This window comes from Streptomyces sp. NPDC088147 (assembly GCF_044741565.1).
GTDB lineage: Bacteria > Actinomycetota > Actinomycetes > Streptomycetales > Streptomycetaceae > Streptomyces.
In genome coordinates this window covers 228030-253126 of the sequence record NZ_JBIUSY010000010.1, presented here as the reverse complement: position 1 = coordinate 253126, position 25097 = coordinate 228030, and the positions used below count along the sequence as shown (strand labels likewise).

Sequence of the window (25097 nt, the reverse complement as noted above, 5' to 3'; positions counted from 1 at the left end):
ATGACACGCGGGCCGGTCGATGGACCCACGACGCACGCCGAACCGACGAAACACGCGGAACGCACCGGGCGTGTGGTCGCGCCATGGGTGCGGACGCGGCTGCGGACAGCCCCCGGGGCGGCCGTGGCCTTCGGCCTGCTCGTGCTGGTCACGGCGTTCCTCGCCGCCGCGCTCCCCCGGGCCGTCGACGCCTACGAGACGGAGGGGCTGCGGCGGGAGATCGGCGCCGCGCCCCCGGGCGCGACGGTGCTGGAGCTGACCGCGCCCCAGCCCGGACTGGAGATTCCGCGGCCCGCCCGCGAGGAGGAGATGCGGCCCGCCGCGCTCTCGGCCGTCCATCGCGCGGCGCGGGCGGGTCTGCCCGCGCCGCTGCGGGCGGACCCGGCGGAGTCGGCGTATGGGGTACGGACCGCCGACGGCCTCAGCGGCACGGACACCTGGCTGCCGCGCCCCGATGGGGTGCCGCCCCGTTTCACGCTGGCCGCGCAGTCGGGAGTGGCCGCTCACGCGGCCGTGCGCGAGGGGCGGCTGCCCGCCACCGGCGGGCGGATCACCGCGGAGACCAGGGAGCTGGAGGCCGCCGTGACCGCGGCGACCGCCCGTGATCTGCGTCTGCGGGTCGGCTCGGTGATCCGCCTGAGCGACGCCACCGGCTCCACGGATCTGACCGTACGGATCACCGGGATCATCGAACCCCGCGAGCCGCTGGGCGCCTACTGGTCCGTCGAGCCGCTCCTGCGCACCCCCGGGCTGACCGCCCTGCCGAGCAACCCGCCGCAGTACCGCTGGGAGGCGGGCCTCCTGCTGGCGCCCGACGCCGGGCCCGCCCTCCTCGGAACGCAGTCGACGCCGGAGAAGTACTGGCGCCTCGCGCCCGCCACCGCCGGGCTGACCGCACAGGACACATCGGCGCTCCTCCAGCGGATCGCCTCCCTCGAAGGCGGGCCCGACCTGCTGAGGATGCGTGAGATCGCCGGTGGCAACGCGGTCCTGAGCACCGGGCTGGAGACGGTGATCGGCTCGCATGTCGCGACACGTGAGGTGATCACCCGCATCGTCGTCGTCGCGGCCTTCGGCATCGGCTCCGTCGCCGCCGTCGTGCTCGCGATGGCCGGTGGTCTGATCGCCGCGCGCCGCACCGCCGAACTCGCCCTTCTGCGCTCCCGCGGCGGCTCCCTGCGCGGCATCGGCGGACGGCTCCTCGCCGAAACCGCCGTGATCGCGCTGCCCGCGTCCGCGGCCGGACTGCTGCTGGCCATGGTCGCGGTGGACGAGGCGCGCGCACTGCCCGCCGTGTACGGCGCGAGCGCGGTGGCACTGCTCGCCTGCCTCACCCTGCCGGTGCGGGCCATCGTCCAGCACCGGCGGCCACGGGCGCACGGCGACCGCGACGACCTCGCCCACGCCAGGCCCGGCAGACGGCGGACCGTCGCCGAACTCACCCTGCTGGTCATCGCGGTCGCCTCGGTGGTCACCCTGCGCCGTCGCGGCATCTCCGGAGCCGGTGATCTGCTGGTGAGCGCGGCTCCGGTGCTCGTCGCGCTGATCGCCGCGCTCGTGCTCATACGGCTGTATCCGCTGCCCCTGCGATGGGCGGCCCGTCCCGCCGCGCGGCTGCGCGGCGCGATCGGTTTCCTGTCGCTGGCCCGCGCGGGCCGGTCGTCGGTGACGGGAACGCTGCCGTTGCTGGCGCTGCTCATCGCGCTGACGACGGCCGCGTTCGGTGGCTCCGTACTGTCCGGCGTCACCGAGGCACGGGACCGGGCCGCGCTGCTGGCGGTCGGCGCCGACGCCCGGGTCGCGACCCCCGGCGACGTCCTACCCCTGCCGGCGGAGGCGGAACGGGCCGCGCGGAAGGTGACGGGCGTACGGGACACGACGGCCGTACGCGTCGAGTGGTCGGCGGAGCCGGCGCGCGGCGAGGGCGGCGGCACAGCGCAGCAAAAACCGCTCACGCTCATCGGGGTCGAGCCGGAGTCGTACACACGGCTGGCCCGGCAGCTGGGCTTCGAGGCGTTCCCCGCCGACGCGCTGAAGAGCACGGGCGGGGTGTTCGACGCCGTCGCCTCACCGGGTCTCGCCGGGCGGCTCGGTACCGCACCGCGCCGGATCAGCTCGCCCGCCGGTGAGGTCACCGTACGGATCGCCACCGTACGGCCCCATACTCCGGCCGCCCCCCGCTCCGAGTTCCTGCTGGTCGACCGCAAGGCCCTGAAGCACGCCGATCCGACGACGCTGCTGGCCACGGGCGAGGGCATGGACGCGTCGGCGCTGCGGGCCGCCTTCAAGACAGGCGCCGGGCAGGAGATCGAGGTGTCGCTCCGGAGCGAGGAACGCGCGGCGCTCACCGGTTCACCGCTCCAGTCGGGCGCCGAGCGGATCTACGCCGTCGCCGTCGCCGCGGGCGCGGCCTACGCCCTCTTCGCCCTGCTGCTCTCGCTGCTGCGATCGGCGCCGGAACGGGCCGCGCTGCTGGCCAGGCTGCGCACCATGGGCCTGACGACCCGTCAGAGCCGTCAGTTGCTGGGCCTTGAGGCCCTGCCCCAGGCGCTGCTCGCCGCCGGGGGCGGGATCCTCGTCGCCTGGGCCACCATCCAGTTGCTCGCTCCCGGCGTCGACCTGGCCCGTCTCGCGCTGAGCGCCGCTTCCGGCCTCACGCCCGCGGGCGGCGTGTCGCTGCGTACCGACGTGTGGACGCTCGCGCTGCCCGCGGCCGGCGTGGTCGTGCTGACAGGGGCCGTGGCCCTCGGCCAGGCTTGGTGGGCGGGGCGGCGCGGATCGATCACCGAACTCAGAGCAGGAGACTCGCGATGACCGACACGACGACCGATCCGGCGGCCGGAACCCCGGGCGCGCGGCCGACCCTCGCGGAGCTGGAGCGGCGCGCCGCCGCACGCGGCGGCCGTCCCTCGTACGGTCATGACGCGCTGATCGCCTGCGACCGGCTGGTCCGTATCTTCACCACGGACGGGGTGGAGGTGCAGGCCCTCCAGGGGCTCGACCTCACCGTCCAGGAGGGCGAGCTGATGGCCCTGGTCGGCGCTTCCGGCAGCGGCAAGTCGACGCTGATGAACATCCTCGCGGGCCTGGACGTGCCCACGGCGGGCGCGGCCAAGGTCGCGGGCCGTGATCTGCTCACGATGGACGCCAGGGCCCGGCTGGACTACCGCCGCCATGTGGTCGGTTTCGTCTGGCAGCAGACGGCCCGCAACCTCCTCCCCTATCTGACGGCGGCCCAGAATGTGGCGCTCCCGATGCAGCTGCGGGGACGCGCCGGGCGGGGAGGTACGAAGCGGAAGGCCGAGCGGGCGACGGAGCTGCTGGCGATGCTGGGGGTGGCCGACTGCGGCGACCGCCGGCCGCACCAGCTGTCCGGCGGACAGCAGCAGCGGGTCGCGATCGCCGTCGCTCTCGCCAACGCGCCCTCCGTCCTGCTCGCCGACGAGCCGACCGGCGAGCTGGACTCGGCGACGGGTGAGCAGGTCTTCGCGGCGTTCCGCCGGGCCAACGAGGAGCTGGGCACGACGATCGTGATCGTCACCCACGACCAGGCCGTCGCGGACGAGGTACGCCGTACGGTCGCGATCCGGGACGGCCGCACCTCGTCGGAGGTCCTGCGCCGTACGGAGGTCGACGCGGAGGGCCGGGAGTCGGTGGTGGCCCGGGAGTACGCGATGCTGGACCGGGCCGGACGGCTCCAGCTGCCCGCGGAGTACGCCACGGCGCTGGGCATGGAGCACCGCGTGATGCTGGAGCTGGAGCAGGACCACATCGGGGTCTGGCCCGACGACGCGGGCGGGAAATAGCTCCGCGGGGAGCGGTGGGCACACGCACGGGTGAGGTTGTTCCGAACCGCTGCGTCCGCCGTACGGCCGCCGCTACGGTGACCGGCATGGACGCCAAGGACGCACCCCGCCCTGAGGAGGAGTGGCCGCTGCCTCCTTCCTGGATGTGGAGCTGCCACGAGTGCAACAGGCTGTACAAGGCGATGAAGCGCGCGCCCGAGGTCGTGGAGGCGGCGCGGGCGGCCGGTGAGCCGGGGGTGGACTACGACCCCTTCGACTCGGTGGTGACGACACAGATCCGGCTCGCCCAGCACATCGCCGCCGAGCACACATCGGAGGTGCCCGCGGTCGATCCGGCGTGCGAGCGGTGTGTGTCGGACACGTCGGGCAGGCGGATGCGCGACGAGATGGTCCTGGAGCACCGTGCCCGCCATCTGTTCGCACCGCCGCGCATCGTCGGCTTCATGTGACGGGAACACCGCCGTGCGGGGCCGGGGCGGCCGGTCCGGAAAAAATCTTGAAAGATTTCCGGAGCGGCTGTCGATCCGGCCGTGCCCCGTTCGACGCAAGGTTGTGAGAGGCGGGGAAAGCCCCCGCCCTCCCGACCGAGGAGTCACCATGCCGCGTTACCTGACGATGGTCCGCATCGACGAGCGCAATGCCCCCACCGAGGCCCCCGACCCCGACTTCGACGCGCGGATGGGCGCGCTGTTCGAGGAGATCAGCAAGGCCGGGGTCATGCTGGACACGGCCGGGCTCACCCCGACGTCCGAGGGCACCCGGATCACCTGGTCCGACGGCAAGCTCGGCTACACCGACGGGCCCTTCACCGAGAGCAAGGAAGTCGTCGGCGGCTACTCCCTCACCCGCTGCGAGAACAAGGCGGAGGCCCTGGAATGGGCGAAGCGGTTCCTTGAGGTCCACCCCAAGAACTGGACCGTCACCGTCGAGGTCCGCGAGATCGCCGAGGGCTGACCGGGCCGCGCTTGCCCCGTTCCGGCACGGCTGCTCTGATGGGTGGTCGTGACGTCAGCGAGCGCGACCGAAACGGTCGAGGCGGTATTCAGGATCGAGTCCGCGCGGATCATCGCGGGTGTCGCCCGCGTCGTGCGGGACGTGGGCATCGCCGAGGAACTCGCGCAGGACGCCCTGGTCGCCGCGCTGGAGCAGTGGCCGGAGTCGGGCGTCCCGGAGAAGCCGGGCGCTTGGCTCATGGCCACCGCCAAGCACCGCGCCATCGATCTCGTACGCCGCAAGGAGACGTACGCGCGCAAGCTGGCGGAGGTCGGCAGGGCGCTGGAGGACGTGGCCCCGCCACCCGAGCCCACGGGCGAGGACGACATCGACGACGATCTGCTGCGACTGATCTTCACCTCCTGCCATCCCGTGCTGTCGACGGAGGCCAGGGTCGCGCTCACGCTGCGGCTGCTGGGCGGGCTGACGACGGAGGAGATAGCCCGCGCGTTCCTGGCCCCGGAGCCGACGGTGGCCCAGCGCATCGTCCGGGCGAAACGGACGCTCGCCAGGGCCGGGGTCCCCTTCGAGGTCCCGGGCGCCGCCGACCGGGCCGCCCGGCTCTCGTCCGTGCTCGAGGTCATCTACCTCGTCTTCAACGAGGGCTACTCCGCGACGGCCGGGGACGATCTGGTGCGCCCGGCCCTCTGTGAGGACGCGCTGCGTCTGGCGCGCGTCCTGGCCGGGCTGATGCCCGAGGAGCCCGAGGTCCATGGCCTGACCGCGCTCCTGGAGCTCCAGAGTTCGCGGATCGCCGCCCGCACGGGCCCGGACGGCGAACCGGTGCTGCTCGCCGACCAGGACCGCCACCGGTGGAACCGCGCGCTCATCCTCCGCGGCGTCGAGTCCCTGCGGCGCGCGGGCACCGGCCCCTACTCCGTCCAGGCCGCGATCGCCGCGTGCCACGCGCGGGCGGTGCGCTACGAGGACACGGACTGGACGGCGATCGCGGCGCTGTACGGGCGGCTCACGGCGCTGACGCCGTCCCCGGTGGTGGAGCTGAACCGGGCGGTCGCCGTCTCGATGGCGGAGGGCCCCGCGGCCGGACTGAGACTGGTGGACGCCCTGGCGGAAGGACCGGCCCTCAAGGACTACCACCTGCTGCCGAGCGTCCGGGGAGATCTGCTGGAGCGCCTGGGGCGCGGGGACGAGGCGCGCGCGGAGTTCGAGCGGGCGGCGTCCCTGACCCGTAACGCACGGGAACGGGCACTCCTCCTGGAACGGGCCGCCCGGTCCGCTCCCGGCCCGGAGTCTCCCGCCCCGGAGTGACGGAACCTCCCACGGGCGGGATCCCCCGAATGGCCCCGACCGGGCAGAAGGGAGGAGACTGGATACCGGCAGGAGGAGGTACGTCATGCGCAAGATAGCCGACTGCCGGGATTTCCCGAGCGAGACCAATTGCACCCTCGCCATCTCGGGCGAGGAGGAGGAAGTGGTCCGCGCCGCCAGCGAGCACGCTGTGTCCATGCACGGCCACAAGAGCAGCCCGGAACTGCGTGAGCAGATCCGCTCCGCGCTCAAGGACGAGATGCCGCAGCACGCCTGAGGCCCGGGGCCGGTCATGACCTGGCCCGGCGGGCCGGCCATGACCGGCCCGGCCCCGGACAGGGCCCACGGCGACAAGCCCTACGCCCCGGACAGGGGTCCTACGGCGTGTCCGCCAGCCGGGCGCCCACCTCGAAGGCATTGCCGAAGGGGTCGGTGATCTTCGCCATCCGCGCGTAGATCGTGTCCGAGGGGACGCTCGCGGTGCCGCCGGCGGCCACCGCCCGCTCCGCCGCCGCGTCCGCGTCGGCGACCTCGAACAGGGTCTCCCACACGGCGGACGGCGTCTCCGGAACCCCCATGATCCCGCCGATCTCATGACCGTCGGGCCGGCGCAGGAAGGTGAAGTCGACGCCGGGGAGATCGTCGTTGCCGTCCAGGGTGAAATCGAAGACCGCCGGGTAGAACTTTCGCGCCGGACCCGGGTCCGGGCTGGTCAGGTCGTTGCGCAGAAGGCTGCCCGGCTCGTTCACGGTCTCGCAGCCGACGAGCGCGCGCCCCTCCCAGAGGCCGAACCGGGCGCCGGACGGGTCCGTGGCGAGCGTCAGCCGGCCCTGGTCCCCGATCTCCAGCGGGCCCCGCGTCAGGGTGCCGCCCGCGTCGGCGATCCGCTTCACGGTGGCGTCGGAGTCGTCGGTCGCGAAGTACACGCACCACAGGCCGGGGCGCGCCGTGTCCCGGGGCTCCGGAGCGGGGACCTTCCGGAATCCGGCCACCGCCCGGCCGCGCAGCCGGCAGAGCGTATAGGCGGGCTCACCCGGCTCGTACTCCCAGCCGAACAGCGCGCCGTAGAACTCCTTCGCGCGCTCGACATCGGGTACGTCGAGGTCGATCCAGGTGGGGGTACCGGCCGGCTGATTGCGGGTGACATGGCTCATCGTTCGCTCCTGATCGATCGCTGCGTGCCCGGAGGTTTGCTCCGTGCCGGGTCTCCGACGCTAGAGGCGATGCAGGTCAGACCATGTCCTACACGGAAGATCGCGATCGGCCCGATCGATGTCGGTGGACCCTCGTAGAATCGGCGGATGAGCTCCCCGGAAACCGGCACCCCTCCCGAAACGCGCCGTGAAGCAGTTCCAGAGACCGGTCCTGGGACGGGTCAGGACAGAGGTCCCGGGACGGGTCCTGAGGCGGTTTCCGCGACAGGTCCGGCAGCGACAGGTCCGGCAGCGACGGGTCCGGCAGCGACCGAGTCGCTCGAAGTGCTGCGTCGCGTCTTCGGATACGACTCCTTCCGGGGCGGCCAGCAGGAGATCATCGAGCATGTGGTCGCCGGCGGCGACGCGCTCGTGCTCATGCCCACCGGTGGCGGCAAGTCGCTCTGCTACCAGATCCCCTCCCTGGTGCGTAAGGGCGTCGGGGTCGTCGTATCCCCGCTCATCGCGCTCATGCAGGACCAGGTCGACGCCCTGAGGGCGCTCGGTGTACGGGCCGGATTCCTCAACTCCACCCAGGATCTCGACGAACGGCGCCTCGTCGAGGCCGAGTTCCTCGCCGGGGAGCTGGATCTGCTCTATCTGGCGCCGGAACGGCTGCGCGTCGAGTCGACCGTACGGCTGCTGGAGCGCGGCACGATCTCGCTGTTCGCCATCGACGAGGCGCACTGCGTCGCCCAGTGGGGACACGACTTCCGCCCCGACTACCTCGCCCTCTCCTCGCTGCACGAACGCTGGCCCGATGTGCCGCGTATCGCGCTGACCGCGACCGCCACCGAGGCCACCCACGCGGAGATCGCGTCCCGGCTCGGCCTCCAGGACGCGCGGCACTTCGTGGCCAGCTTCGACCGGCCCAACATCCAGTACCGCATCGCGCCGAAGAACGACCCGAAGCGGCAGCTTCTTCAGCTGCTGCGCGCCGAGCACCCCGGCGACGCGGGCATCGTCTACTGCCTCTCGCGCGCGTCGGTGGAGAAGACCGCCGAGTTCCTGGTGAAGAACGGCGTCGACGCGCTGCCGTACCACGCGGGGCTCGACGCCCGTACGCGCGCCGGGAACCAGGCGCGCTTCCTGCGGGAGGACGGGATGGTGATGGTCGCGACGATCGCGTTCGGCATGGGCATCGACAAGCCCGACGTACGGTTCGTGGCCCATCTCGATCTGCCGAAGTCCGTCGAGGGGTACTACCAGGAGACCGGGCGCGCGGGCCGTGACGGGCTGCCGTCCACGGCCTGGCTTGCGTACGGACTCCAGGACGTCGTCCAGCAGCGCAAGATGATCGAGACGTCCGAGGGCGACGACGCGCACCGCCGGCGGCTGGGCGCCCATGTCGACGCCATGCTCGCGCTGTGCGAGACCGTCGAATGCCGGCGTGTCCAGCTGCTCGCGTACTTCGGGCAGCGGAGCACCGCGTGCGGCAACTGCGACACGTGTCTGACGCCCGCGGAGTCCTGGGACGGCACGGTCCCCGCGCAGAAGCTGCTGTCGACCGTGGTCAGGCTGAAGCGCGAGCGCAACCAGAAGTTCGGCGCGGGGCAGATCACCGACATCCTGCTGGGCAGGAAGACGGCCAAGGTCATCCAGTTCGACCATGACGCGCTGAGCGTCTTCGGTATCGGTACGGAGCTGCGCGAGGCCGAGTGGCGGAGCGTGGCGCGGCAGCTGCTGGCGCAGGGGCTGATCGCCGTCGAGGGCGACTACGGGACGCTGGTCCTCACCGACGAGAGCGGCGAGGTCCTCGGCGGGCGGCGCCCGGTCGTCCTGCGGCGCGAGCCCGAGAAGGCGGCCAGGCCGGCGCGCGCGGAGAAGTCGTCCAGGCAGCGTTCCGCGCCCGTGGATCTGCCGGAAGAGGCCGTGCCGGTGTTCGAGACGCTGCGTGCGTGGCGGGCGGCGTCGGCGAAGGAGCAGGGCGTTCCCGCGTATGTCATCTTCCATGACGCGACGCTGCGCGAGATCGCGACGCTGGCGCCGTCGACGCTGGCGGAGCTGGGCACGGTCACCGGGGTCGGCGAGAACAAGCTGGCGAAGTACGGGGAGCAGATCCTGGAGACGCTCGGTACGGCGGCGGCGGCCGGTACGGCGGAATGAGCCGGTCCCGGTCGTCTCACGCACCACGGCCACCGCTGCCGCACGTGCTCTGGATCGGCGGGCCGCCGGGGGCCGGCAAGACGACCGTGGCCCGGCTGATCGCCCGGCGGTACGGACTGCGCTGGTACAACGCCGACGCCCACACCTGGGAGCACCGCGACCGCGCGATCGCCGCCGGGCACCCGGCGGCGATCCGGTTCGAGGCGCTGCCGCGCGCCGAGCGCTGGTCCCTGCCCGAGGCGGAGCTGATCGCGATGTCCCTGCACCATGAGCGCGGGCGGATGATCGTCGACGATCTCCGCGCGCTGCCGGCCGCGCCGCTGATCATCGCGGAGGGCACCCCGATCACCCCGGCGGTGGTCGCGACGATCCCCGGTGGCCCGGCCGCGTCCGTCTGGCTCCGGCCGTCGGCCGAGGTCCAGCGCGCCCGGCTGGCCGGGCGCGGGCTGTCCGACGGACCGCTCACGCTCTACCGGTCGCTGGTCGGCGAGATCGAGGCCGAGGTGGCGGAGTACGGGGCCCGGAGTCTGGTGATCGACGGGAGCGGCGGGGTCGAGGAGACCGTGGCGGCGGTCGAGAAGATCTTCGCCGGGACTCTGGGCGGTGGACCGGTGGCGGAGACGGCCGGGGAGCGGGCTCGGCTGCTGCGGTACGCCAACCGGGCCACGGTCGCTCAGTACGAGGCGTTCTTCGCGCGCCCGTGGTCCCCGGGCGACGCGCGGACGGCCGTGCACGCCTTCGCCTGCGAGTGCGGACGGGCGGACTGCCGGGACGACATCGACCTCGCCATCGCCGATTTCCCGGCACCGCCCGACGACGCCGCGTCCCCGCCGGTCCTGGCCCCGGGCCACCACCGGGCCGACCAGGGCGGGTTGCGAAAGTAGCGCCGTCCGCCCGCAGGCCAGGCGGGACTTGCGCACCACGCCCTGGACGGGCCGCTCAGCCGCCGCCGTCCAGCCGCAGACTCCACCGGCCGGGGGTGCCCGTCAGGGTGACCGTCGACAGCGGCTGGACATCCACGTACCAGTACGTGCGCGGCGGCGCCTTGAGCGCGTACACCAGCGCCGCCCGTACGACGGCCGGTTCGGCGACCGCCACGATCGCGGCGATGTCCTCGGCGGGCCGGGTGTCCAGCCAGCCTCCTATCCGGGAGATGAAGGCGAGCAGTGTCTCACCGCCGTGCGGGGCGGAGCGCGGGTCGGCGACCCAGGCGTCGACGGCGGCCGGTTCGCGGGCCATCACCTCGGCGAGGGTGAAGCCGCGCCAGCGGCCCATGTCGCAGTCGCGCAGGGCGGGTTGCGCGAGCGGCGCGTAGCCGAGCGCGTCGCCGGTGGTACGGCTGCGCGGCGTCGGCGAGCAGTAGCGGAGGTCGGCGGCGGACAGCGGGACGAGGGCGTGGGCGACGCGCTGCATCTCGTACCAGCCGACCCGGTCGAGGGGGCGGTCGTCGTCGAAGCGCTCGTCGTACAGGTCCGAGCTGCGCGCGGCGGCGACCAAAGTGACCCGAACACTCATGGCCGTGATCGTGCGGCCGAAAACCGGACCGGTCAAGAGGCGGCCGAGGGCGGTGAGGAAACGCTTACGGACAGGCGACCGGCGTCTTCCCCGCCCTGTCGGCCCGGCGGTCCCGTGCCGGTTCAGCCGAGGGTCTCGTCCCAGGCCGTACGGAGCCGTCGTACGCCGTCGGTGATCTCCGCGGGCCCCGCCACCGCGGCGAAGCTCAGCCGCAGATGAGGGGCGGGCGGTTCGGCGCTGAAGTACGGGCGGCCCGGGGCGACCGCGACGCCCGCGCGCAGGGCGGCCGAGACGACGGCCTGTTCGTCCGTACCGTCCGGGAGGCGCAGCCAGAGGTGGTAGCCGCCGGACGGGATGTGCGGGAGCGCCGGCCCCGGCAGTTCCGTGCGCAGCGCGGTGGTGAGGGTGTCCCTGCGGGTCTTCAACGCGGCGGAGACGGAGCGCAGATGGCGGTTCCAGGCGGCGGAGCCGACCAGTTCCAGGGCGGCTTCCTGGAACGGGCGCGGTACGAAGAAGGTGTCGACGACATGGATGGCGCGCAGCCGTTCGAGGACCGGGCCCCGGGCGGCCAGGACGCCGACCCGCAGGCTCGGGGAGGTCGCCTTGGTGAGGGAGCAGACATGGACGACGACGCCGTCGGGGTCGTCGGCGGCGAGTGGTCCGGGCAGCGGGCCCGCGTCCTCGTGCACCAGCCGCCGTACGAAGTCGTCCTCCACGACGAATGCCCCGGCCTCCCGTGCGATGCGCAGGACGTCGGGTCTGCGGGCCGCGGAGAGCACGGCTCCGGTGGGGTTCTGGAAGAGCGGCTGGCAGACGAAGACCCGGGCGCCGCTGGCCCGGAAGGCGGCGGCGAGGAGGTCGGGCCGTACGCCGTCGGGGTCCACCGGCACCGGTACGGGGCGCAGCCCGGCGGCGCGGGCGATCGCCAGCATCCCCGGGTAGGTGGGCGATTCGACCAGGACCGGCGCGCCGGGCGGGGCGAGCGCGCGCAGCGCGGTGGTCAGCGCGCTCTGGCCGCCTGCCGTGACGAGGACTTCGGCGGCGGTCCAGGTGTCCCCGATCCCCCGCGCGAACCAGTCGCGCAGTTCGGGCAGGCCGTCGGTGGGCGGTCTGCCCCAGGCGCCGGGCCGTCTGCCCGCCCGTGCCAGCGCGGCGGCCATCGCCTGCTCCGGCTGGAGCGAGGGGTGCAGATAGCCGCCGTTGAACTCGATGACGCCGGGCGGCGGCGCGGCGAGCGTGACCAGTACGCCGGTGGCGTCGACCGAGCGCGGTACGAGTTCGGTGGCGGCGTCGGCGCTGAGGGCGACCTCCTGCCAGGAGGTGTCGCCCGGCCGCACGGCGGCGTTCCTGGCGGGTGCGCGGAAGGCCCCGGCGCCGGGGCGGGTGACGACCAGCCCTTCGGCGGCGAGTCTGGCGAGGGCGCGGGAGACGGTCACCGGCGAGACGCGGTAACGGTCGACCAGGGCCCTGCTGGACGGCAGCTTTCCACCGGGTGAGTAGCGGTTCAGCTCCCGCTTCAGGGAATCCGCCAGTTCCGCCACGCTGCTACGCTCGTGCATGACAGCACAGGATAGCGCTACTCCCCCTGACTCGATATCAGTCAGCGGCCACGGCGAGGGCCGCACCGGCCGCGGTACCGGCAGCACGCCCGGCACGTCCCCCGCCTCCCCCACGTCCTCCGCGTTCCCCGTATCTCCTGCGTCCGGCGTACCCGGCTCGCCCGGTACGCGGGGCACCTCCGGCGCACGCGGCGGCACACTCCTCGCCGTGCTGGGCGTCGTCGCCTTCTCGCTCACCTTCCCGTCCACCGTGTGGGGCCTGGAGAGTTTCGGCCCCTGGTCCTTCGTCGCCGTACGCAGCGCGCTCGCCGCGCTCATCGCGGGCTGCTTTCTGCTGGCTCTCCGTGTCCCGGTCCCCGCGCGCCGGCACTGGGCCGGGCTCGCGGTCGTCGGCGGCGGGGTCGTGGTGGGTTTTCCGCTGCTGACGACGCTCGCGCTGGAGACCTCCACCACCTCGCACGCGGCCGTGGTGGTCGGGCTGCTGCCGCTCACCACGGCCGCGTTCGCCGCCGTCCGTACGGGCAGGCGCCCCTCCAGGGCGTTCTGGCTGGCGGCTCTCGCCGGCGCGGCCGTGGTGATCGTGTTCGCGGTGCGGCAGAGCGGCGGGGTCCTCTCCTCCGGGGATCTCTATCTCTTCGGCGCGCTGCTGGTGTGCGCGGCGGGCTATACGGAGGGCGGCAGGCTGGCGGGGGTGATGCCGGGCTGGCAGGTGGTGGGCTGGGCGCTGATCGGCTGTCTGCCGCTCGCGGTGACGGGCGCGGCGGTGGCGCTGTCCCTCGAACCGGTGCGGCTGACGGCCCATGGCGTGATCGGACTCGGCTGGGTCGCCGCGGGCTCGACGTTCTTCGGTCTCTACGTCTGGTACCGGGGGATGGCGTCGATCGGTATCGCGAGGGCCAGCCAGCTCCAGCTCGCGCAGCCGGTCCTCACGCTGGTCTGGTCCGTGCTGCTGCTGGGCGAACACCTCACGCCCGCGGCGCCGGTCGCGGCCGTCGCGGTGCTCGTCTGTATCGCCGTCACCCAGCGCGCCGGCACCTGACCGCGCCCGGACGAACGGGCCAGGGATCAGCGCGCCCGGACGACCGCCCCCGGACGACCGCGCCCTCCCGGGCGGATCCGGGAGTCCGGCCCCGCCCGGCCCGTTCCGGCACGCGCCCGGCTCATGGCGTCGCGCGCTTCCCGTAGTGGTCGGCCACCACCCTCGTCATCGCCCCGATCGGATCCGCGCCGACCTCCTTCGCCGAGAAGAAGCAGTGCCCGCGCGCTCCCGCGTACTTCTTGGCGAGGGTCAGATGACGGGACAGCTCGGCCGGATCCTGCCAGGCGGCGGGCTGGGCCGGATCGCCCGCCTTGTAGAGGGCCTCGCCGAGGTACAGGTCGACGCCCGTCCCCCGGACGACGCCGTCCCACCAGGCCAGCAGCTTCGCGTAGTCGGCGGCGGCGAAGCCGATGTTCCAGTACAGCTGCGGGGCGATGTAGTCGATCCAGCCCTTCTTGATCCAGCCGCGGGTGTCGGCGTACAGATCGTCGTACGTCTGCACCCCGGCCCGGGTGTCGGAGCCGAGCGGGTCCGTGGCGGCGTTGCGCCACACCCCGAACGGGCTGATCCCGAACCGCACATGCTTCTTGATCTTCTTGATCCGCTCGGCCGTCTCCCGCACCAGCCGGTCGGTGTTGTCCCGCCGCCAGGCCGCCTTGTCGGGGAAGCCCGCGCCGTACCGTTCGTACTCCGCGTCGTCGTCGAAGACCTGTCCGGCGACGGGGTACGGATAGAAGTAGTCGTCCCAGTGCACGGCGTCGATGTCGTAACGCCTGACCGCGTCGAGCATCGCGTCCTGGACGAACGTCCTGACCTCGGGCAGACCCGGGTTGTAGTAGAGCTTCCCGCCGTACGGCAGCACCCAGTCCGGGTGGACCCGGGCCGGATGTGTCGCGATGAGCCGCGAGGGGTCGGTGTGGTTGGCGACCCGGTACGGGTTGAACCAGGCGTGCAGCTCCAGTCCGCGCGCGCGTGCCTCCCGTACCGCCGTGCCCAGCGGGTCCCAGCCGGGGTCCTTGCCCTGGGTGCCGGTGAGGTACTGCGACCAGGGCTCGTACGGCGAGGGCCACAGCGCGTCCGCCGTGGGCCGCACCTGGAAGACCACGGCGTTCAGCCCGCGGGCGACCGCCGTGTCCAGATGCCGGAGCAGCTCGGCCTTCTGCCGGTCGGCGGTGAGCCCCGGCACCGAGGGCCAGTCGCGGTTGACGACGGTCGCGATCCACATCCCGCGCAGCTCCCGGCGCGGAGCGTGCCGCCGCGGTACGGACGCGGCCACGGCCGCCACGTCCCCGGCGGCGACCAGCGAGGTCACCACCCCTGTCGCCGCCGCCACGAACTCTCTTCTGCCGATCTGCCCCATGCGCCGTCCCCTGCGTCAGGTCCGCGCGGCCGGGTCACCGGGACCCGGCCCGCCGTACGGGCTCAGCATGCCCGCCCCGGCACCCCGTCCACACACCCTGGCGGAGTAACGTCCTGTCCCGAGGCGGGCGCCGGAATCACACGGGGGACCTGCCGGGACACGGACCAGCGAAAGGCACGATGTGACCGACACCCTGACCGATATCGCCCGCGTCGGAGTGGTGGGCTGCGGCCAGATGGGCGCAGGCATCGCGGAGGTCGCCGCGCGCAGCGGCCTGGAGGTCAAGGTCGCCGAGACCACCGGCGAGGCCCTGGAGATCGGCCGTACCCGGCTTCAGAACTCCCTCTCGAAGGCCGCGGAACGCGGCAAGATCACCGAGGCGGAGCGGGACGAGACGCTCGGCAGGCTCAGTTTCACCACGGACCTCGGGGAGTTCGCCGACCGCGATCTCGTCATCGAGGCCGTCGTCGAGAACGAGCAGGTCAAGACAGAGATCTTCCAGGTGCTCGATCAGGTCGTGACGCGTCCGGACGCGATCCTGGCCTCCAACACCTCCTCCATCCCGCTGGTCAAGCTGGCCGTCGCGACCTCACGTCCCGACCAGGTCATCGGCATCCACTTCTTCAACCCGGCCCCGGTGCAGAAGCTGGTGGAGCTGATCCCCGCGCTCACGACCTCCGACGAGACGATCAAGCGGGCCGAGGGTGTCGTCCAGGGGGTGCTCGGCAAGCACGCGATCCGCGCTCAGGACCGTTCCGGGTTCGTGGTGAACGCGCTGCTGATTCCGTATCTGCTCGCCGCGATCCGGATGTTCGAGTCGGGGATCGCGAGCCGCGAGGACATCGACAACGGGATGGAGCTGGGCTGCGCTCATCCGATGGGCCCGCTCAAGCTCTCCGATCTGATCGGTCTGGACACCGTGGCGTCGGTCGCCGATTCGATGTACGCCGAGTTCAAGGAGCCGCTGTACGCGGCGTCTCCGCTGCTCCAGCGGATGGTGGACGCGGGCAGGCTGGGCCGTAAGACGGGCGCGGGCTTCTACACCTACGCGTGACGGTCACGGAGGGTGAAGAAATTCGCACGGCGTGTGCGAAGGGTGCTCGCATATGCCATTCACACACCCTGCTGCCCCGCGCGTAAGGGGAGTTGACTCGGTTCCGCTTGGTCCCGGCACCACCGGGGCCCGGCGAAGAACCGTTGGACGACTTCCCGAACAGGAGCGGATTCGTGACCACCCCCTCTGACCATTCCGTGGTCGGCGAAGAGTGCGCCGAGTTACGGCGCGGCCTCGACGTCGGTCTCGCCAGAACCGACGGCAGGCTGGCGTTACTGGCCCAGCGCAACGACCAGACCGACAAGGATGTGACCGATCTGGCCGCGCGCGTCGCGGCTCTGGAGCACGCCAGGTGGCCGCTGCCCGCCGTGGCGGCGCTCTGCTCGCTCGGAGCGCTGGCGGTGGCGGTCTGGCAGTCCCTGGGCCGCTAGCCGGGCCAGGGGCGTATCGCCCCGGGGCGTGTTGCGAAAGCGGCGCCGTCCGCCCGCGATGCGGGCAGGGCACGGCTTTCGCAACGCGCCCTAGCCCAGCCGCAAGTGATGGAGCATCAGCAGCCCGGCCGTCATGTTGGCGGCCGGGATCTCACCCCGGGCGATCATGTCGGGCACCAGCTTGAGCGGGACCCACTCCCGGCGCGAGGACTCGAAGTCGTCCTCGGGATGCCCGATGTACGTGGCGTCCTCCGCCCAGTAGAGATGGTGCCTGGCGTCGGTCAGGCCGTTGGACGGCTCGACCGTGAGCAGATGCCGGAGAGGTCCCGGGCGCCACCCGGTCTCCTCCTCCATCTCCCTGGCGGCCGCGGTCTCGATGTCCTCGCCGTCCTCGACGACCCCCGCGGCCAGCTCCCAGCCCCAGCTGTCGGTGATGAAGCGGTGCCGCCAGAGCATCAGCACCTCGTTGGCGGAGTTGACCGCGGTCGCCACGGCGACCGGGCGCAGCCGGATGAGGAAGTGGTCCAGATGCCGGCCGTCAGGGAGTTTGACGTCCGCGAGATTGACCCGGAACCAACGGTTCTCGTACACGGTCTGTTCGCTAAGTTTCGTCCACTGCACGTTTCTGCCACCTTCCGACAAGTTGATGGCAATATCGCAGCAGCAGTCTCGGCGAACGGGAACGTGCCGGGGGCTCATAAAGGGGCTCACAGAGGAACGCGCAGCGCGCCTTCGATCAGCTCCGCCGTCTCCTCTGCGTCCGTGGATCCGCTGGCCACCAGCTGTTCCCGTACGGCGCGCAACCGGTCTCGCAGGCGCTGGGACTCCATCCCCCGCGCGCGCTCGGCCATTTCGGCCGCTGTCCTGGCGGCGCGGTCGGCCTCGCCCTGCCGCAACTCGATATGGCTGAGCATCGCCAGCCGGTGGACCCGGCCGCGATCGTGCGCCGGGGTGTCCACGGCCGCCGCCGCGTGCGCCCGCGCGGCCGCCAGATCACCGAGGCTGAGCAGCGCCTCCGCCACCTGTACGTTCACCAGGCCCGGCTGTACGTAGCCCGTCTCGTCCGGCTCATGACCCGGCCGGATGCGTTCCGCCTCCGTCTCGGCGCGCCGGATACAGCCGAGCGCTCCGCTGCCGTCACCGAGATGCGCATACGACTTGGCCTGCATCGCGTACAGGTCCGCCGCGAGCGCCGGGGTGATCTGGCGCCCGGCCGTCCGCAGCGCCGCCTCGGCGAACGCCACGGCCTGCCGGTACTCCCCCATGTGCAGCGACTGGTTGACCAGCAGCGCGATCACATACGCGCCGAGGCCCCGGTCGCCGCTCGCCTTGGCCAGCCGCAGCGCCTGGTGGAAGTAGCGCTGGGCGAGCCCGTGCGCGTCCGAGTCATAGGCGCAGATACCGGCCACCGCCACCAGACCGCCGGTGGCGCGGTGCAGTTGGCGGCCCAGCGCGTCGCTGTACCCGCCGCGCAGCAGCGGAGCGGTCTCGGCGTTGAGGAAGCGGACGATCCTGGCGCGGGTGGCGACTCCGCCCGCCCGCCGGTACATCAGCTCGTAGTGCGCCCTGGCCGACCGCAGCAGCTTGATGTCGGCCGGGCCGACCTTGTTGCGCCCGCTGCGGGAGACATCGGCGTCCTCGGGAGGGTTCTCCCACTCCCAGACGGGCATCACGGCGGGCGTCCCGGTGACGGTGGGGGCGCCCACTATGTGCGGACGTTGCTGTTCGTCGCAGCGCCACAGCGCGGTGGCCCGCTCCACGAAACCGGAGAGCGGGGTGCCGTGCGGTACGAGCGACTCCCCCGTCACCCCGAGCCCGATGTCGTCCAGCGTGAGCGAGCGGTGCAGCCGCTCGCTCAGCACCGCGCAGATCAGGTCGGGCACTTGGCCGCGCGGCCGCTGTCCCTTCAGCCACCGTGAGACGGCGGTGTGTTCGTAGCGCAGGGCGAGACCTCTGGCCCGGCCGGCTTGGTTGACCCGCGCGGCGAGACCGGCATGGGAGATACCCGCCTCGTCGAGCAGGGAATCGAGCAGAGAATTGGGGTGCATGAGTGCCCCTCCGGTGGCTCGGCCGAACCAGCGTAGTGGAACGGGAAACGCACGGGGTGTGAACGTAATGCCCGGAAACGCGCCCCGTGCACCCTCCCGCCGGGAAAGCGTGGCCTGTTGACTGAATCGCCTCGCAAAAGAGGCGCCGGGCCGCCGGCTCCCCCTCGTACAGTGCGGTGGCCCACAACCGCGCCGTCCGCCCTGCCGACCTGCCCGACACTCCGCGGCAGAGTGGACGGCGCGTGTACGGGACCGCCCATACGGGACAGCGGGGCCGGGACCGCGGGGCCGGGCATCCGGCGGGGCCTTCCGACAGGGGGCGTTCGACGGGGAGCGTTCGGCAGGGGCGTTCGTGGGAGGGGATGCGCCGTCATCCCGGGCCGGGCGCGTGCGTGGTGGCCTCCCGCGCGGGGACCCACGTACGGCACAGGCCCGGCCCGCCGGGCTGCGCCGGCACACGCGAGGAATCGCCCACCGGTGGGCGGTCGTTGCGCAGCACGAGCAGCGCCATGTCGTCGGTGATCCGCCCGCCGGTGTGCCGCAGCAGCGCCGCGTGGACCGTGCGCACGACGGCGGCGGGCGCCAGGGGCGGCCCCGCGGCGGCCTCCGTGAGCGCTTCCTCCAGTGCGAAGAACCGTCCCGCGGAGTCCCGGGCGTCCTCCGCCCCGTCGGTGTGCAGGAACAGCGCCTCACCGGGCAGCAGCGGACCGCACTGATACGGCAGCAGATCGGGGGGCAGCGGAAAGGCGCCCAGCGGCGGCAGCGGCTCGCCCGACGCCAGCCGCGCGGCGCCCCGGCCGAGCCGATAGGGCCAGGGATGCCCGCAGTTGAGGGCCCGTACCTCCGCGTCGGCCCCGATCTCCAGCAGCAGTACGGTGACGAACTCCTCCGCCGACAGGGAGTCCGGCTCCTGCCCCGCGGCGGCGGGCGGCTCCTGGCGCGCCAGCTCCCGCAGATGGCGCTGGTGGGCCCGGTCGAGCCGGCGCAGCACGCCGTCGAGCCCGGCCTCGTCATGGGCCGCTTCCCGGAAGCTGCCGAGGACCGCGGCCACCGCCCCGATGGCGGGCAGTCCATGGCCGCGCACATCCCCGATGACGATCCGCACCCCGTAGGCCGTGGCCACCGCCTCGTACAGATCGCCGCCGACATCGGCACCGCGCGACGCGGAGAGCTGGCGTGCGGAGAGCGTGAGACCGTCCAGCCGGGGCGGCAGGGTCCTGATCAGCACCTCCTGGGCCGCCCGCGCCACGGCCTTGACCTCCCGCAGCTCCCGGGCCGCCCGCCGCCGTACACGGATCAGCAGATACGCCACCACCAGCAGGAAGACGACGCAGGTCACGATGCGCGAGAGCAGATCGTCGCGGTCCGCCGCCGGGCGGGTGAGCTCCCAGGTGATCACCGCTGTGAGCAGACCGCCCGGGATCGCGCATTCGACAAGGCCCCAGGAGGCCGGCGCTTCCGCCTGCGCTTCCTCTGTTGCCTTGGTCCGGTTCATCCGTCGGCCTCCCTCGGCCGTCCGGCCGCTAAGCCGTGGGGCGTACGTCGACCGTCTCGGCCGGATCGATTCTGTCGATCACGGAAGCCCCATGACGTGACACGCCAGGACTTCTCACCCGAATGAGTGAGGGGCGCATCCGATGATCCGGATGCGCCCCTCACCGGCCGAGAGCCAGTACAGCGACGGCGCGCGGCAGGGTGGTCACGCGCCGCGCAGGACCGCCCCGGTCCGTTCGGCGGCGAGCGCGACGGCCGCGTCACGGGCCGCCGTGGCCTCGTCGACCGTCAGTGTGCGGTCCGCCGCGCGGAAACGCAGCGCGTAGGCAAGGGACTTGTGCCCCTCGCCGATCTGCTCGCCGGCGAACACGTCGAACAGCCGCAGGGACTCCAGGAGTTCCCCGGCGCCCTCGCGCAGCGCCCGCTCCACCTCGGCGGCCGGCACCTCGGCCGGTACGACAAGCGCGACATCCTGCGTCGCCACCGGATAGGTGGAAATCCGCGGCGCCTTGATCACGCCGGTGCCCGCGCGCTCCAGCAGATCGAGATCGATCTCCATGGCGCAGCCGCGCTCCGGCAGTCCGAGCGCCTTCAGGACGCGCGGGTGCAGCTCTCCGGCGTGGCCGAGGAGCGTCTCCTCACCGTCCACGGTGGCGAACAGCGCCGCGCACCGGCCGGGGTGCCACGGCTCGTACTGCCCGGCCCGTACGGTCAGTTCGGCCCCGGCCTCGCGGGCGACGGTACGGGCGGCCTCGACGGCGTCCGACCACTGCGCGGGGCGTCCCTTGCCCCACCAGCCGGCCTGCTCGCGCGCCCCGGCCAGCACGACGGCGGCGTGCCGCGGCTGGCGCGGCAGCGCGGCGTCGAGCGCCGCCACCTCCTCGTCGGTCGGCCGCCGGTCGACGGGCAGCCGTACCGGCACGGTCTCGTGGCCGGTGGGCAGGAAGACCAGTCCGGTCTCGAAGAGCGCCAGATCGTGCGAACCCCGGCCGTCGTTGCGCCGCAGCGCCGTGAGCAGGCCCGGCAGCAGCGTGGTGCGCAGCGCGGGCTCCTCGTCGGAGAGCGGGTTGACGAGCGTGACCGTACGGCGCCGGTCGTCGTCGGCCGGCAGCCCGAGCGCGTCGAGCGCCGCGTCGCCGAGGAACGGGTAGTTCAGCGCCTCGACATAACCGGCGCCGGCCAGGGCGCGGCCGACGCGGCGGTGCAGCCGCTGGCGCTCGGTGAGCCCGCGGCCGGACGGCGGGGTCGGCAGCGTCGAGGGAAGGTTCTCGTACCCCTCGAGCCGGATGACCTCCTCGGCGAGGTCATTGGGCTCGCCGAGGTCGGGGCGCCAGGACGGCACGGTGACGACCAGCTCGTCCTGGCCGTAGACGTCGCAGCCGATCTGCTGGAGCCGCCGTACGACCGTCTCCCGGCCGTAGGTGACACCGGCGACCCGGTCGGGGTGGTCGGCGGGCATGGTGATGGTGTGCGGCGCGGAGGGCGCGATGATCTCAGTGACGCCGGCCCCGGCGGAGCCGCCGGCGAGCAGCACCAGCAGGTCGACGGTCCGCTGCGCGGCGGCGGACGCGGCCTGCGGGTCGACCCCGCGCTCGAAGCGCTTGGACGCCTCGGAGGCCAGCTTGTGGCGGCGCGCGGTACGGGCGATGGAGATCGCGTCGAAGTGCGCGGCCTCGATCACCACGTCGGTGGTGCCCTGGGTCTCGCCCGTTTCCGGATGGGTCGTGGTGTCGGCGATCTCGGTGTTCGCGCCGCCCATCACGCCCGCGAGGCCGATGGGCCCGCGGTCGTCGGTGATGACCAGGTCCTGGGCGTCCAGCACCCGCTGGACGCCGTCGAGCGTGGTGATCTTCTCGCCGGGCCGGGCACGGCGGACGCCGATGGCGCCCTCCAGCCGGGAGCGGTCGTACGCGTGCAGCGGCTGGCCGAGCTCCAGCATCACGTAGTTGGTGATGTCGACAGCGAGCGAGATCGGCCGCATCCCGGCCTTCTGGAGCCGGCGGCGCAGCCAGATGGGGCTGTGCGCCTCCGGGTCGAGGCCGGTGACCGTACGGGCCGTGAAGCGGTCGCAGCCCCTCGGGTCGGCGACCTTCACCGGGTGGCCGTACGAGTTGGGCGCGGGCACGTCGAGCAGCGCCGGGTCCCGCAGGGTCAGTCCGTACGCGATGGCGGTCTCGCGGGCGACCCCGCGGAGCGAGAGGCAGTAGCCGCGGTCGGGCGTGACGGCGATGTCGAGGACCTCGTCCACCAGCTCCAGGAGCGCGATGGCGTCGCTGCCGGCCTCGTGCTCGGGCGGGAGCACGATGATGCCGCCCGAGCCGTCATCGCCCATGCCCAGCTCGTCGCCGGAGCAGATCATGCCGTGGGACGTCCTGCCGTACGTCTTGCGCGCGGCGATCGCGAAGTCGCCCGGCAGGACCGCGCCGGGGAGGACCACGACGACCTTGTCGCCGACGGAGAAGTTCCGCGCGCCGCAGACGATCTCCTGCGGCTCGCCGGTGCCGTTGGCCGTGCCGACATCCACCGTGCAGAAGCGGATGGGCTTCTTGAAGCCCTCCAGCTCCTCGATGGTGAGCACCTTGCCGACGACGAGGGGGCCCTTGAGGCCCGCGCCGAGCTGCTCGACGGTCTCGACCTCGAGACCGGCGGAGACGAGCTTGGCCTGGACGTCACGGCCGGTCTCCGTCGCCGGCAGGTCGACGTACTCCCGCAGCCAGGAAAGCGGGACGCGCATCAGATCTCCATCCCGAACGGCCGGGTGAACCGGACGTCACCCTCGACCATGTCTCGCATGTCTTCGACGTTGTGGCGGAACATCAGCATCCGTTCGATGCCGAACCCGAAGGCGAATCCGCTGTACTTCCTGGGGTCGACACCGCAGGCGATGAGCACCTTGGGGTTGACCATGCCGCAGCCGCCCAGCTCGATCCAGCCTTCGCTGCCGCAGGTGCGGCAGGGCCGGTCGGGGTTGCCGACCGAGGCGCCGCGGCACACGTAACAGACCATGTCCATCTCGGCGGACGGCTCGGTGAAGGGGAAGAAGTTCGGACGGAGCCGGGTCTTCATGTCCGCGCCGAAGAGCGCCTGGACCATGTGGTCCAGAGTGCCCTTGAGGTCGGCCATGGTCAGGCCCTCGTCGACGGCGAGCAGCTCGATCTGGTGGAAGACCGGGGTGTGCGTGGCGTCCAGCTCGTCGGTGCGGTAGACCCGCCCCGGGCAGACGATGTACACGGGCGGCTCGCGGTCGAGCAGAGCGCGCGCCTGGACCGGGGAGGTGTGCGTACGGAGCACCACACCGGACTCGTCGCCTTCCGTGCCCTCGGGGCCCCGGACGAAGAAGGTGTCCTGCATCTGGCGCGCCGGGTGGTCGGGCACGAAGTTGAGCGCGTCGAAGTTGAACCACTCCGCCTCGGCCTCGGGGCCCTCGGCGACCTCGTAGCCCATGGCCACGAAGACGTCCGCGACCCGCTCCATGAAGCCGGTCAGCGGGTGGCGGGCACCGGGCGGGGTGCGGTCGTACGGCAGCGTGACGTCCACCGCCTCCTCGACCAGCACCCGGGCGTCACGCTCCGCCTCCAGCTCGCTCTGGCGGGCGGCGAGGGCCTTGTTGACGGCGCCGCGGGCCTGGCCCACGCGCTTGCCCGCCTCGGCCTTGGCCTGCGGGGGCAGGGCGCCGATCTCCCGGTTGGCGAGGGCGAGCGGCGAGGTACCTCCGGTGTGCGCGGTCTTCTCGTGCGCGAGCGCGTCGAGATCACCGGCGGCGGCGAAGGCGGCGAGCGCCTCGTCCCGCATCCGCTCGATCTCTTCCGGTTTCAGTGCCTCGACCTCGACTGGGTCGTACGACTTGTTGGGTGCCGACATCTCTTCCGTACTTCCGTTTGGCTGGCGAAACGACCCTGCTCGATCACTGGGGAGCGCGAAGGCGCGAAGGTGCCAAAAGTCGAGTCTAAAGGTCGTACGAAGGTGAAGAAGCCCGTGGGCCGCTCAGGACAGGTAGGCCGGAGCGCCGACGGGCAGGATAAACCGGAACTCGGCACCGCCGCCGGGTCCGCGGCCGACGGTGATCGTCCCGCCGTGCGCCTCGACAATGCCCTTGACGATATACAGGCCGAGGCCGGTCCCGCCGCGCTTGCTCCCCCGCCAGAAGCGGGTGAAGACACGGCCCATCGACTCCTCGGGGATGCCGGGACCCTCGTCGCACACGGTGACGGCCGTTCCCTTCTCCGGCTCCGTCTCGGTTTCCGGCCGCGCCGCGTGGCTGAGCGTCGCGGCGGCCACCTCGATGGTGACGGTTCCCTCCCCGTGGCGCACCGCGTTTTCCAGCAGATTGCCGAGCACCTGATCGATCTTGTCGGGATCCGCCCACAGATCGGGCAGCGGCTGCTGTATCCGTACGAGGAACCGGTCCGGCGACTGGCCCGCGGCGGTGTGCGACTGGACATGGCGTCCCACGGCCGCGCCGATGTCCACCGGCTGCCGGCGCACCTCCAGCCGGCCCGAGTCGATCCTGGAGATGTCCAGCAGCTCCGCGATCAGCCGGGTGACCCGGTTGGCGTCGGCGTCGACGGTCTCCAGCATCAGCCGCTTCTGGTCGTCGGTGAAGCGCTCCCACTTGGCGAGCAGCGTCGCCGTGAACCCCTTGACGGAGGTGAGCGGGGAGCGCAGTTCATGGGCGACGGTCGCGATGAGTTCGGCGTGGCTCAGTTCGGTACGCCGTCGCGCCTCCGTGCCCCGGATGGAGACGACCAGCCGGCGTACGGGCCCGGTCGGGTGCGTGCGGACGTAGCGGGCGGAGACCAGGACCTCCCGGCCGCCCGGCAGCAGCAGATTGCGCTCGGGCTGGCCCACCCGGGTGGCGAGCCCGCCGTACGGGTCGGTCAGCGCCCACCAGCGGCGGCCCTTCAGGTCCTCCAGCGGCAGCGCCCGTTCCAGCGGGCGGCCGAGGGCGTCGGCGCACGGGACGGCGGTGATCCGGGCGGCGGCGGCGTTGAAGCAGATCACCCTGCCGGTCTCGTCGGCGACGACCAGCCCGTCGGGCAGTTCGTCGGGGTGGATCCCCCCGTCGCCCGTGCCGATCCGCTCGTCCACACCGGTCCGCTCGTCCGCGCCGGGCGGCTCACCCGCGCCGGTCCCGTACGGGGGCGGTAAGGCTCCCTGGACCGCGGCGGGTCCGCTCGCCCCGACACTCATCCCCGCATCCCACCTCTTCCGCGTAGCTCAGTGGGCCCCA

21 protein-coding genes are annotated in these 25097 nt (G+C 72.6%); 11 read left to right on the top strand and 10 right to left on the bottom strand.

All coding sequences use genetic code 11. From position 1 onward, the window contains the following. The 6 genes from ACIOGX_RS32170 (at window position 1) to ACIOGX_RS32145 (ending at window position 6345) form a co-directional block, all read left to right on the top strand. Window positions 1-2814, top strand: a complete 2814-nt coding sequence (locus tag ACIOGX_RS32170) for an ABC transporter permease (protein WP_401918165.1) — start codon at window positions 1-3, stop codon at window positions 2812-2814. Beyond that, the gene (locus ACIOGX_RS32165; RefSeq protein ID WP_401764694.1) at window positions 2811-3806 is read left to right on the top strand and encodes an ABC transporter ATP-binding protein; all 996 of its coding nucleotides are present in this window, start codon (window positions 2811-2813) and stop codon (window positions 3804-3806) included. Before ACIOGX_RS32170 ends, ACIOGX_RS32165 begins: the two co-directional genes overlap by 4 nt. Before the next feature lie 86 nt (window positions 3807-3892). Beyond that, window positions 3893-4255 carry a hypothetical protein gene (locus ACIOGX_RS32160; protein ID WP_356514029.1) on the top strand — a complete coding sequence of 121 codons (363 nt, stop codon included), beginning with the start codon at window positions 3893-3895 and terminating at the stop codon, window positions 4253-4255. Window positions 4256-4403: 148 nt separating this feature from the next. Beyond that, on the top strand, window positions 4404-4760 hold the full coding sequence (locus tag ACIOGX_RS32155) for a YciI family protein (RefSeq protein ID WP_356514031.1): 357 nt from the start codon (window positions 4404-4406) through the stop codon (window positions 4758-4760). Between the two features lie 42 nt (window positions 4761-4802). Further along, window positions 4803-6068: an RNA polymerase sigma factor gene (locus ACIOGX_RS32150; protein ID WP_401918162.1), complete on the top strand. Its 1266-nt coding sequence runs from the start codon at window positions 4803-4805 to the stop codon at window positions 6066-6068. A gap of 85 nt (window positions 6069-6153) precedes the next feature. Then, window positions 6154-6345 carry a DUF1059 domain-containing protein gene (locus ACIOGX_RS32145; RefSeq protein ID WP_129772666.1) on the top strand — a complete coding sequence of 64 codons (192 nt, stop codon included), beginning with the start codon at window positions 6154-6156 and terminating at the stop codon, window positions 6343-6345. Window positions 6346-6445: 100 nt separating this feature from the next. Here the strand turns inward: ACIOGX_RS32145 and ACIOGX_RS32140 are convergent, their stop codons facing one another. Next, complete coding sequence (locus ACIOGX_RS32140; RefSeq protein ID WP_401918160.1) at window positions 6446-7222, bottom strand: VOC family protein; 777 nt, start codon at window positions 7220-7222, stop codon at window positions 6446-6448. A 324-nt stretch (window positions 7223-7546) separates the two neighbouring features. Here ACIOGX_RS32140 and recQ point away from each other — a divergent pair, with 324 nt between their 5' ends. Then, entirely contained in the window at window positions 7547-9367 is a 1821-nt protein-coding gene (gene recQ, locus ACIOGX_RS32135) for a DNA helicase RecQ (RefSeq protein ID WP_356514038.1), read from the top strand. A 44-nt stretch (window positions 9368-9411) separates the two neighbouring features. After that, window positions 9412-10251 (top strand): hypothetical protein, encoded by an 840-nt coding sequence (locus ACIOGX_RS32130; protein WP_401918158.1) that lies wholly within the window; start codon window positions 9412-9414, stop codon window positions 10249-10251. Window positions 10252-10306: 55 nt separating this feature from the next. Here ACIOGX_RS32130 and ACIOGX_RS32125 read toward each other — a convergent pair whose 3' ends face one another. Both ACIOGX_RS32125 and ACIOGX_RS32120 read right to left on the bottom strand, forming a co-directional pair. Then, window positions 10307-10882 carry a histidine phosphatase family protein gene (locus ACIOGX_RS32125; protein ID WP_356514042.1) on the bottom strand — a complete coding sequence of 192 codons (576 nt, stop codon included), beginning with the start codon at window positions 10880-10882 and terminating at the stop codon, window positions 10307-10309. Between the two features lie 122 nt (window positions 10883-11004). Continuing rightward, window positions 11005-12441: a PLP-dependent aminotransferase family protein gene (locus tag ACIOGX_RS32120; RefSeq protein ID WP_401918156.1), complete on the bottom strand. Its 1437-nt coding sequence runs from the start codon at window positions 12439-12441 to the stop codon at window positions 11005-11007. On the opposite strand from ACIOGX_RS32120, the gene ACIOGX_RS32115 reads away from it, so the two are divergent. Continuing rightward, the gene (locus tag ACIOGX_RS32115; protein WP_401918154.1) at window positions 12440-13480 is read left to right on the top strand and encodes a DMT family transporter; all 1041 of its coding nucleotides are present in this window, start codon (window positions 12440-12442) and stop codon (window positions 13478-13480) included. The genes ACIOGX_RS32120 and ACIOGX_RS32115 overlap by 2 nt on opposite strands. Before the next feature lie 121 nt (window positions 13481-13601). On the opposite strand, the gene ACIOGX_RS32110 is transcribed toward ACIOGX_RS32115, so the two are convergent. Further along, window positions 13602-14840, bottom strand: coding sequence for a glycoside hydrolase family 10 protein (locus ACIOGX_RS32110; RefSeq protein ID WP_384765719.1), 1239 nt, complete (start codon window positions 14838-14840; stop codon window positions 13602-13604). Between the two features lie 193 nt (window positions 14841-15033). On the opposite strand from ACIOGX_RS32110, the gene ACIOGX_RS32105 reads away from it, so the two are divergent. Both ACIOGX_RS32105 and ACIOGX_RS32100 read left to right on the top strand, forming a co-directional pair. Further along, window positions 15034-15894: a 3-hydroxybutyryl-CoA dehydrogenase gene (locus ACIOGX_RS32105; protein WP_356514242.1), complete on the top strand. Its 861-nt coding sequence runs from the start codon at window positions 15034-15036 to the stop codon at window positions 15892-15894. A 173-nt stretch (window positions 15895-16067) separates the two neighbouring features. After that, window positions 16068-16325, top strand: a complete 258-nt coding sequence (locus ACIOGX_RS32100) for a hypothetical protein (protein WP_129772659.1) — start codon at window positions 16068-16070, stop codon at window positions 16323-16325. Between the two features lie 90 nt (window positions 16326-16415). On the opposite strand, the gene ACIOGX_RS32095 is transcribed toward ACIOGX_RS32100, so the two are convergent. The 6 genes from ACIOGX_RS32095 to ACIOGX_RS32070 all read right to left on the bottom strand — a co-directional run bounded on the left by ACIOGX_RS32095 (window position 16416) and on the right by ACIOGX_RS32070 (window position 25057). After that, window positions 16416-16946 (bottom strand): NUDIX hydrolase, encoded by a 531-nt coding sequence (locus tag ACIOGX_RS32095; RefSeq protein WP_030355325.1) that lies wholly within the window; start codon window positions 16944-16946, stop codon window positions 16416-16418. Between the two features lie 86 nt (window positions 16947-17032). Next, the gene (locus tag ACIOGX_RS32090) at window positions 17033-18373 is read right to left on the bottom strand and encodes a transcriptional regulator (protein WP_356514051.1); all 1341 of its coding nucleotides are present in this window, start codon (window positions 18371-18373) and stop codon (window positions 17033-17035) included. A 370-nt stretch (window positions 18374-18743) separates the two neighbouring features. Continuing rightward, window positions 18744-19868: a PP2C family protein-serine/threonine phosphatase gene (locus ACIOGX_RS32085; protein WP_356514053.1), complete on the bottom strand. Its 1125-nt coding sequence runs from the start codon at window positions 19866-19868 to the stop codon at window positions 18744-18746. 204 nt (window positions 19869-20072) lie between these two features. After that, a complete protein-coding gene (gene pheT, locus ACIOGX_RS32080) occupies window positions 20073-22601 on the bottom strand; it encodes a phenylalanine--tRNA ligase subunit beta (protein ID WP_383960923.1) in 2529 nt (842 codons plus the stop codon). Further along, window positions 22601-23728, bottom strand: coding sequence for a phenylalanine--tRNA ligase subunit alpha (gene pheS, locus ACIOGX_RS32075; RefSeq protein WP_383960920.1), 1128 nt, complete (start codon window positions 23726-23728; stop codon window positions 22601-22603). The genes pheT and pheS overlap by 1 nt, the downstream gene beginning before the upstream one ends. A gap of 123 nt (window positions 23729-23851) precedes the next feature. Then, window positions 23852-25057 (bottom strand): ATP-binding protein, encoded by a 1206-nt coding sequence (locus ACIOGX_RS32070; protein ID WP_356514059.1) that lies wholly within the window; start codon window positions 25055-25057, stop codon window positions 23852-23854. Window positions 25058-25097: the final 40 nt, after the last annotated feature.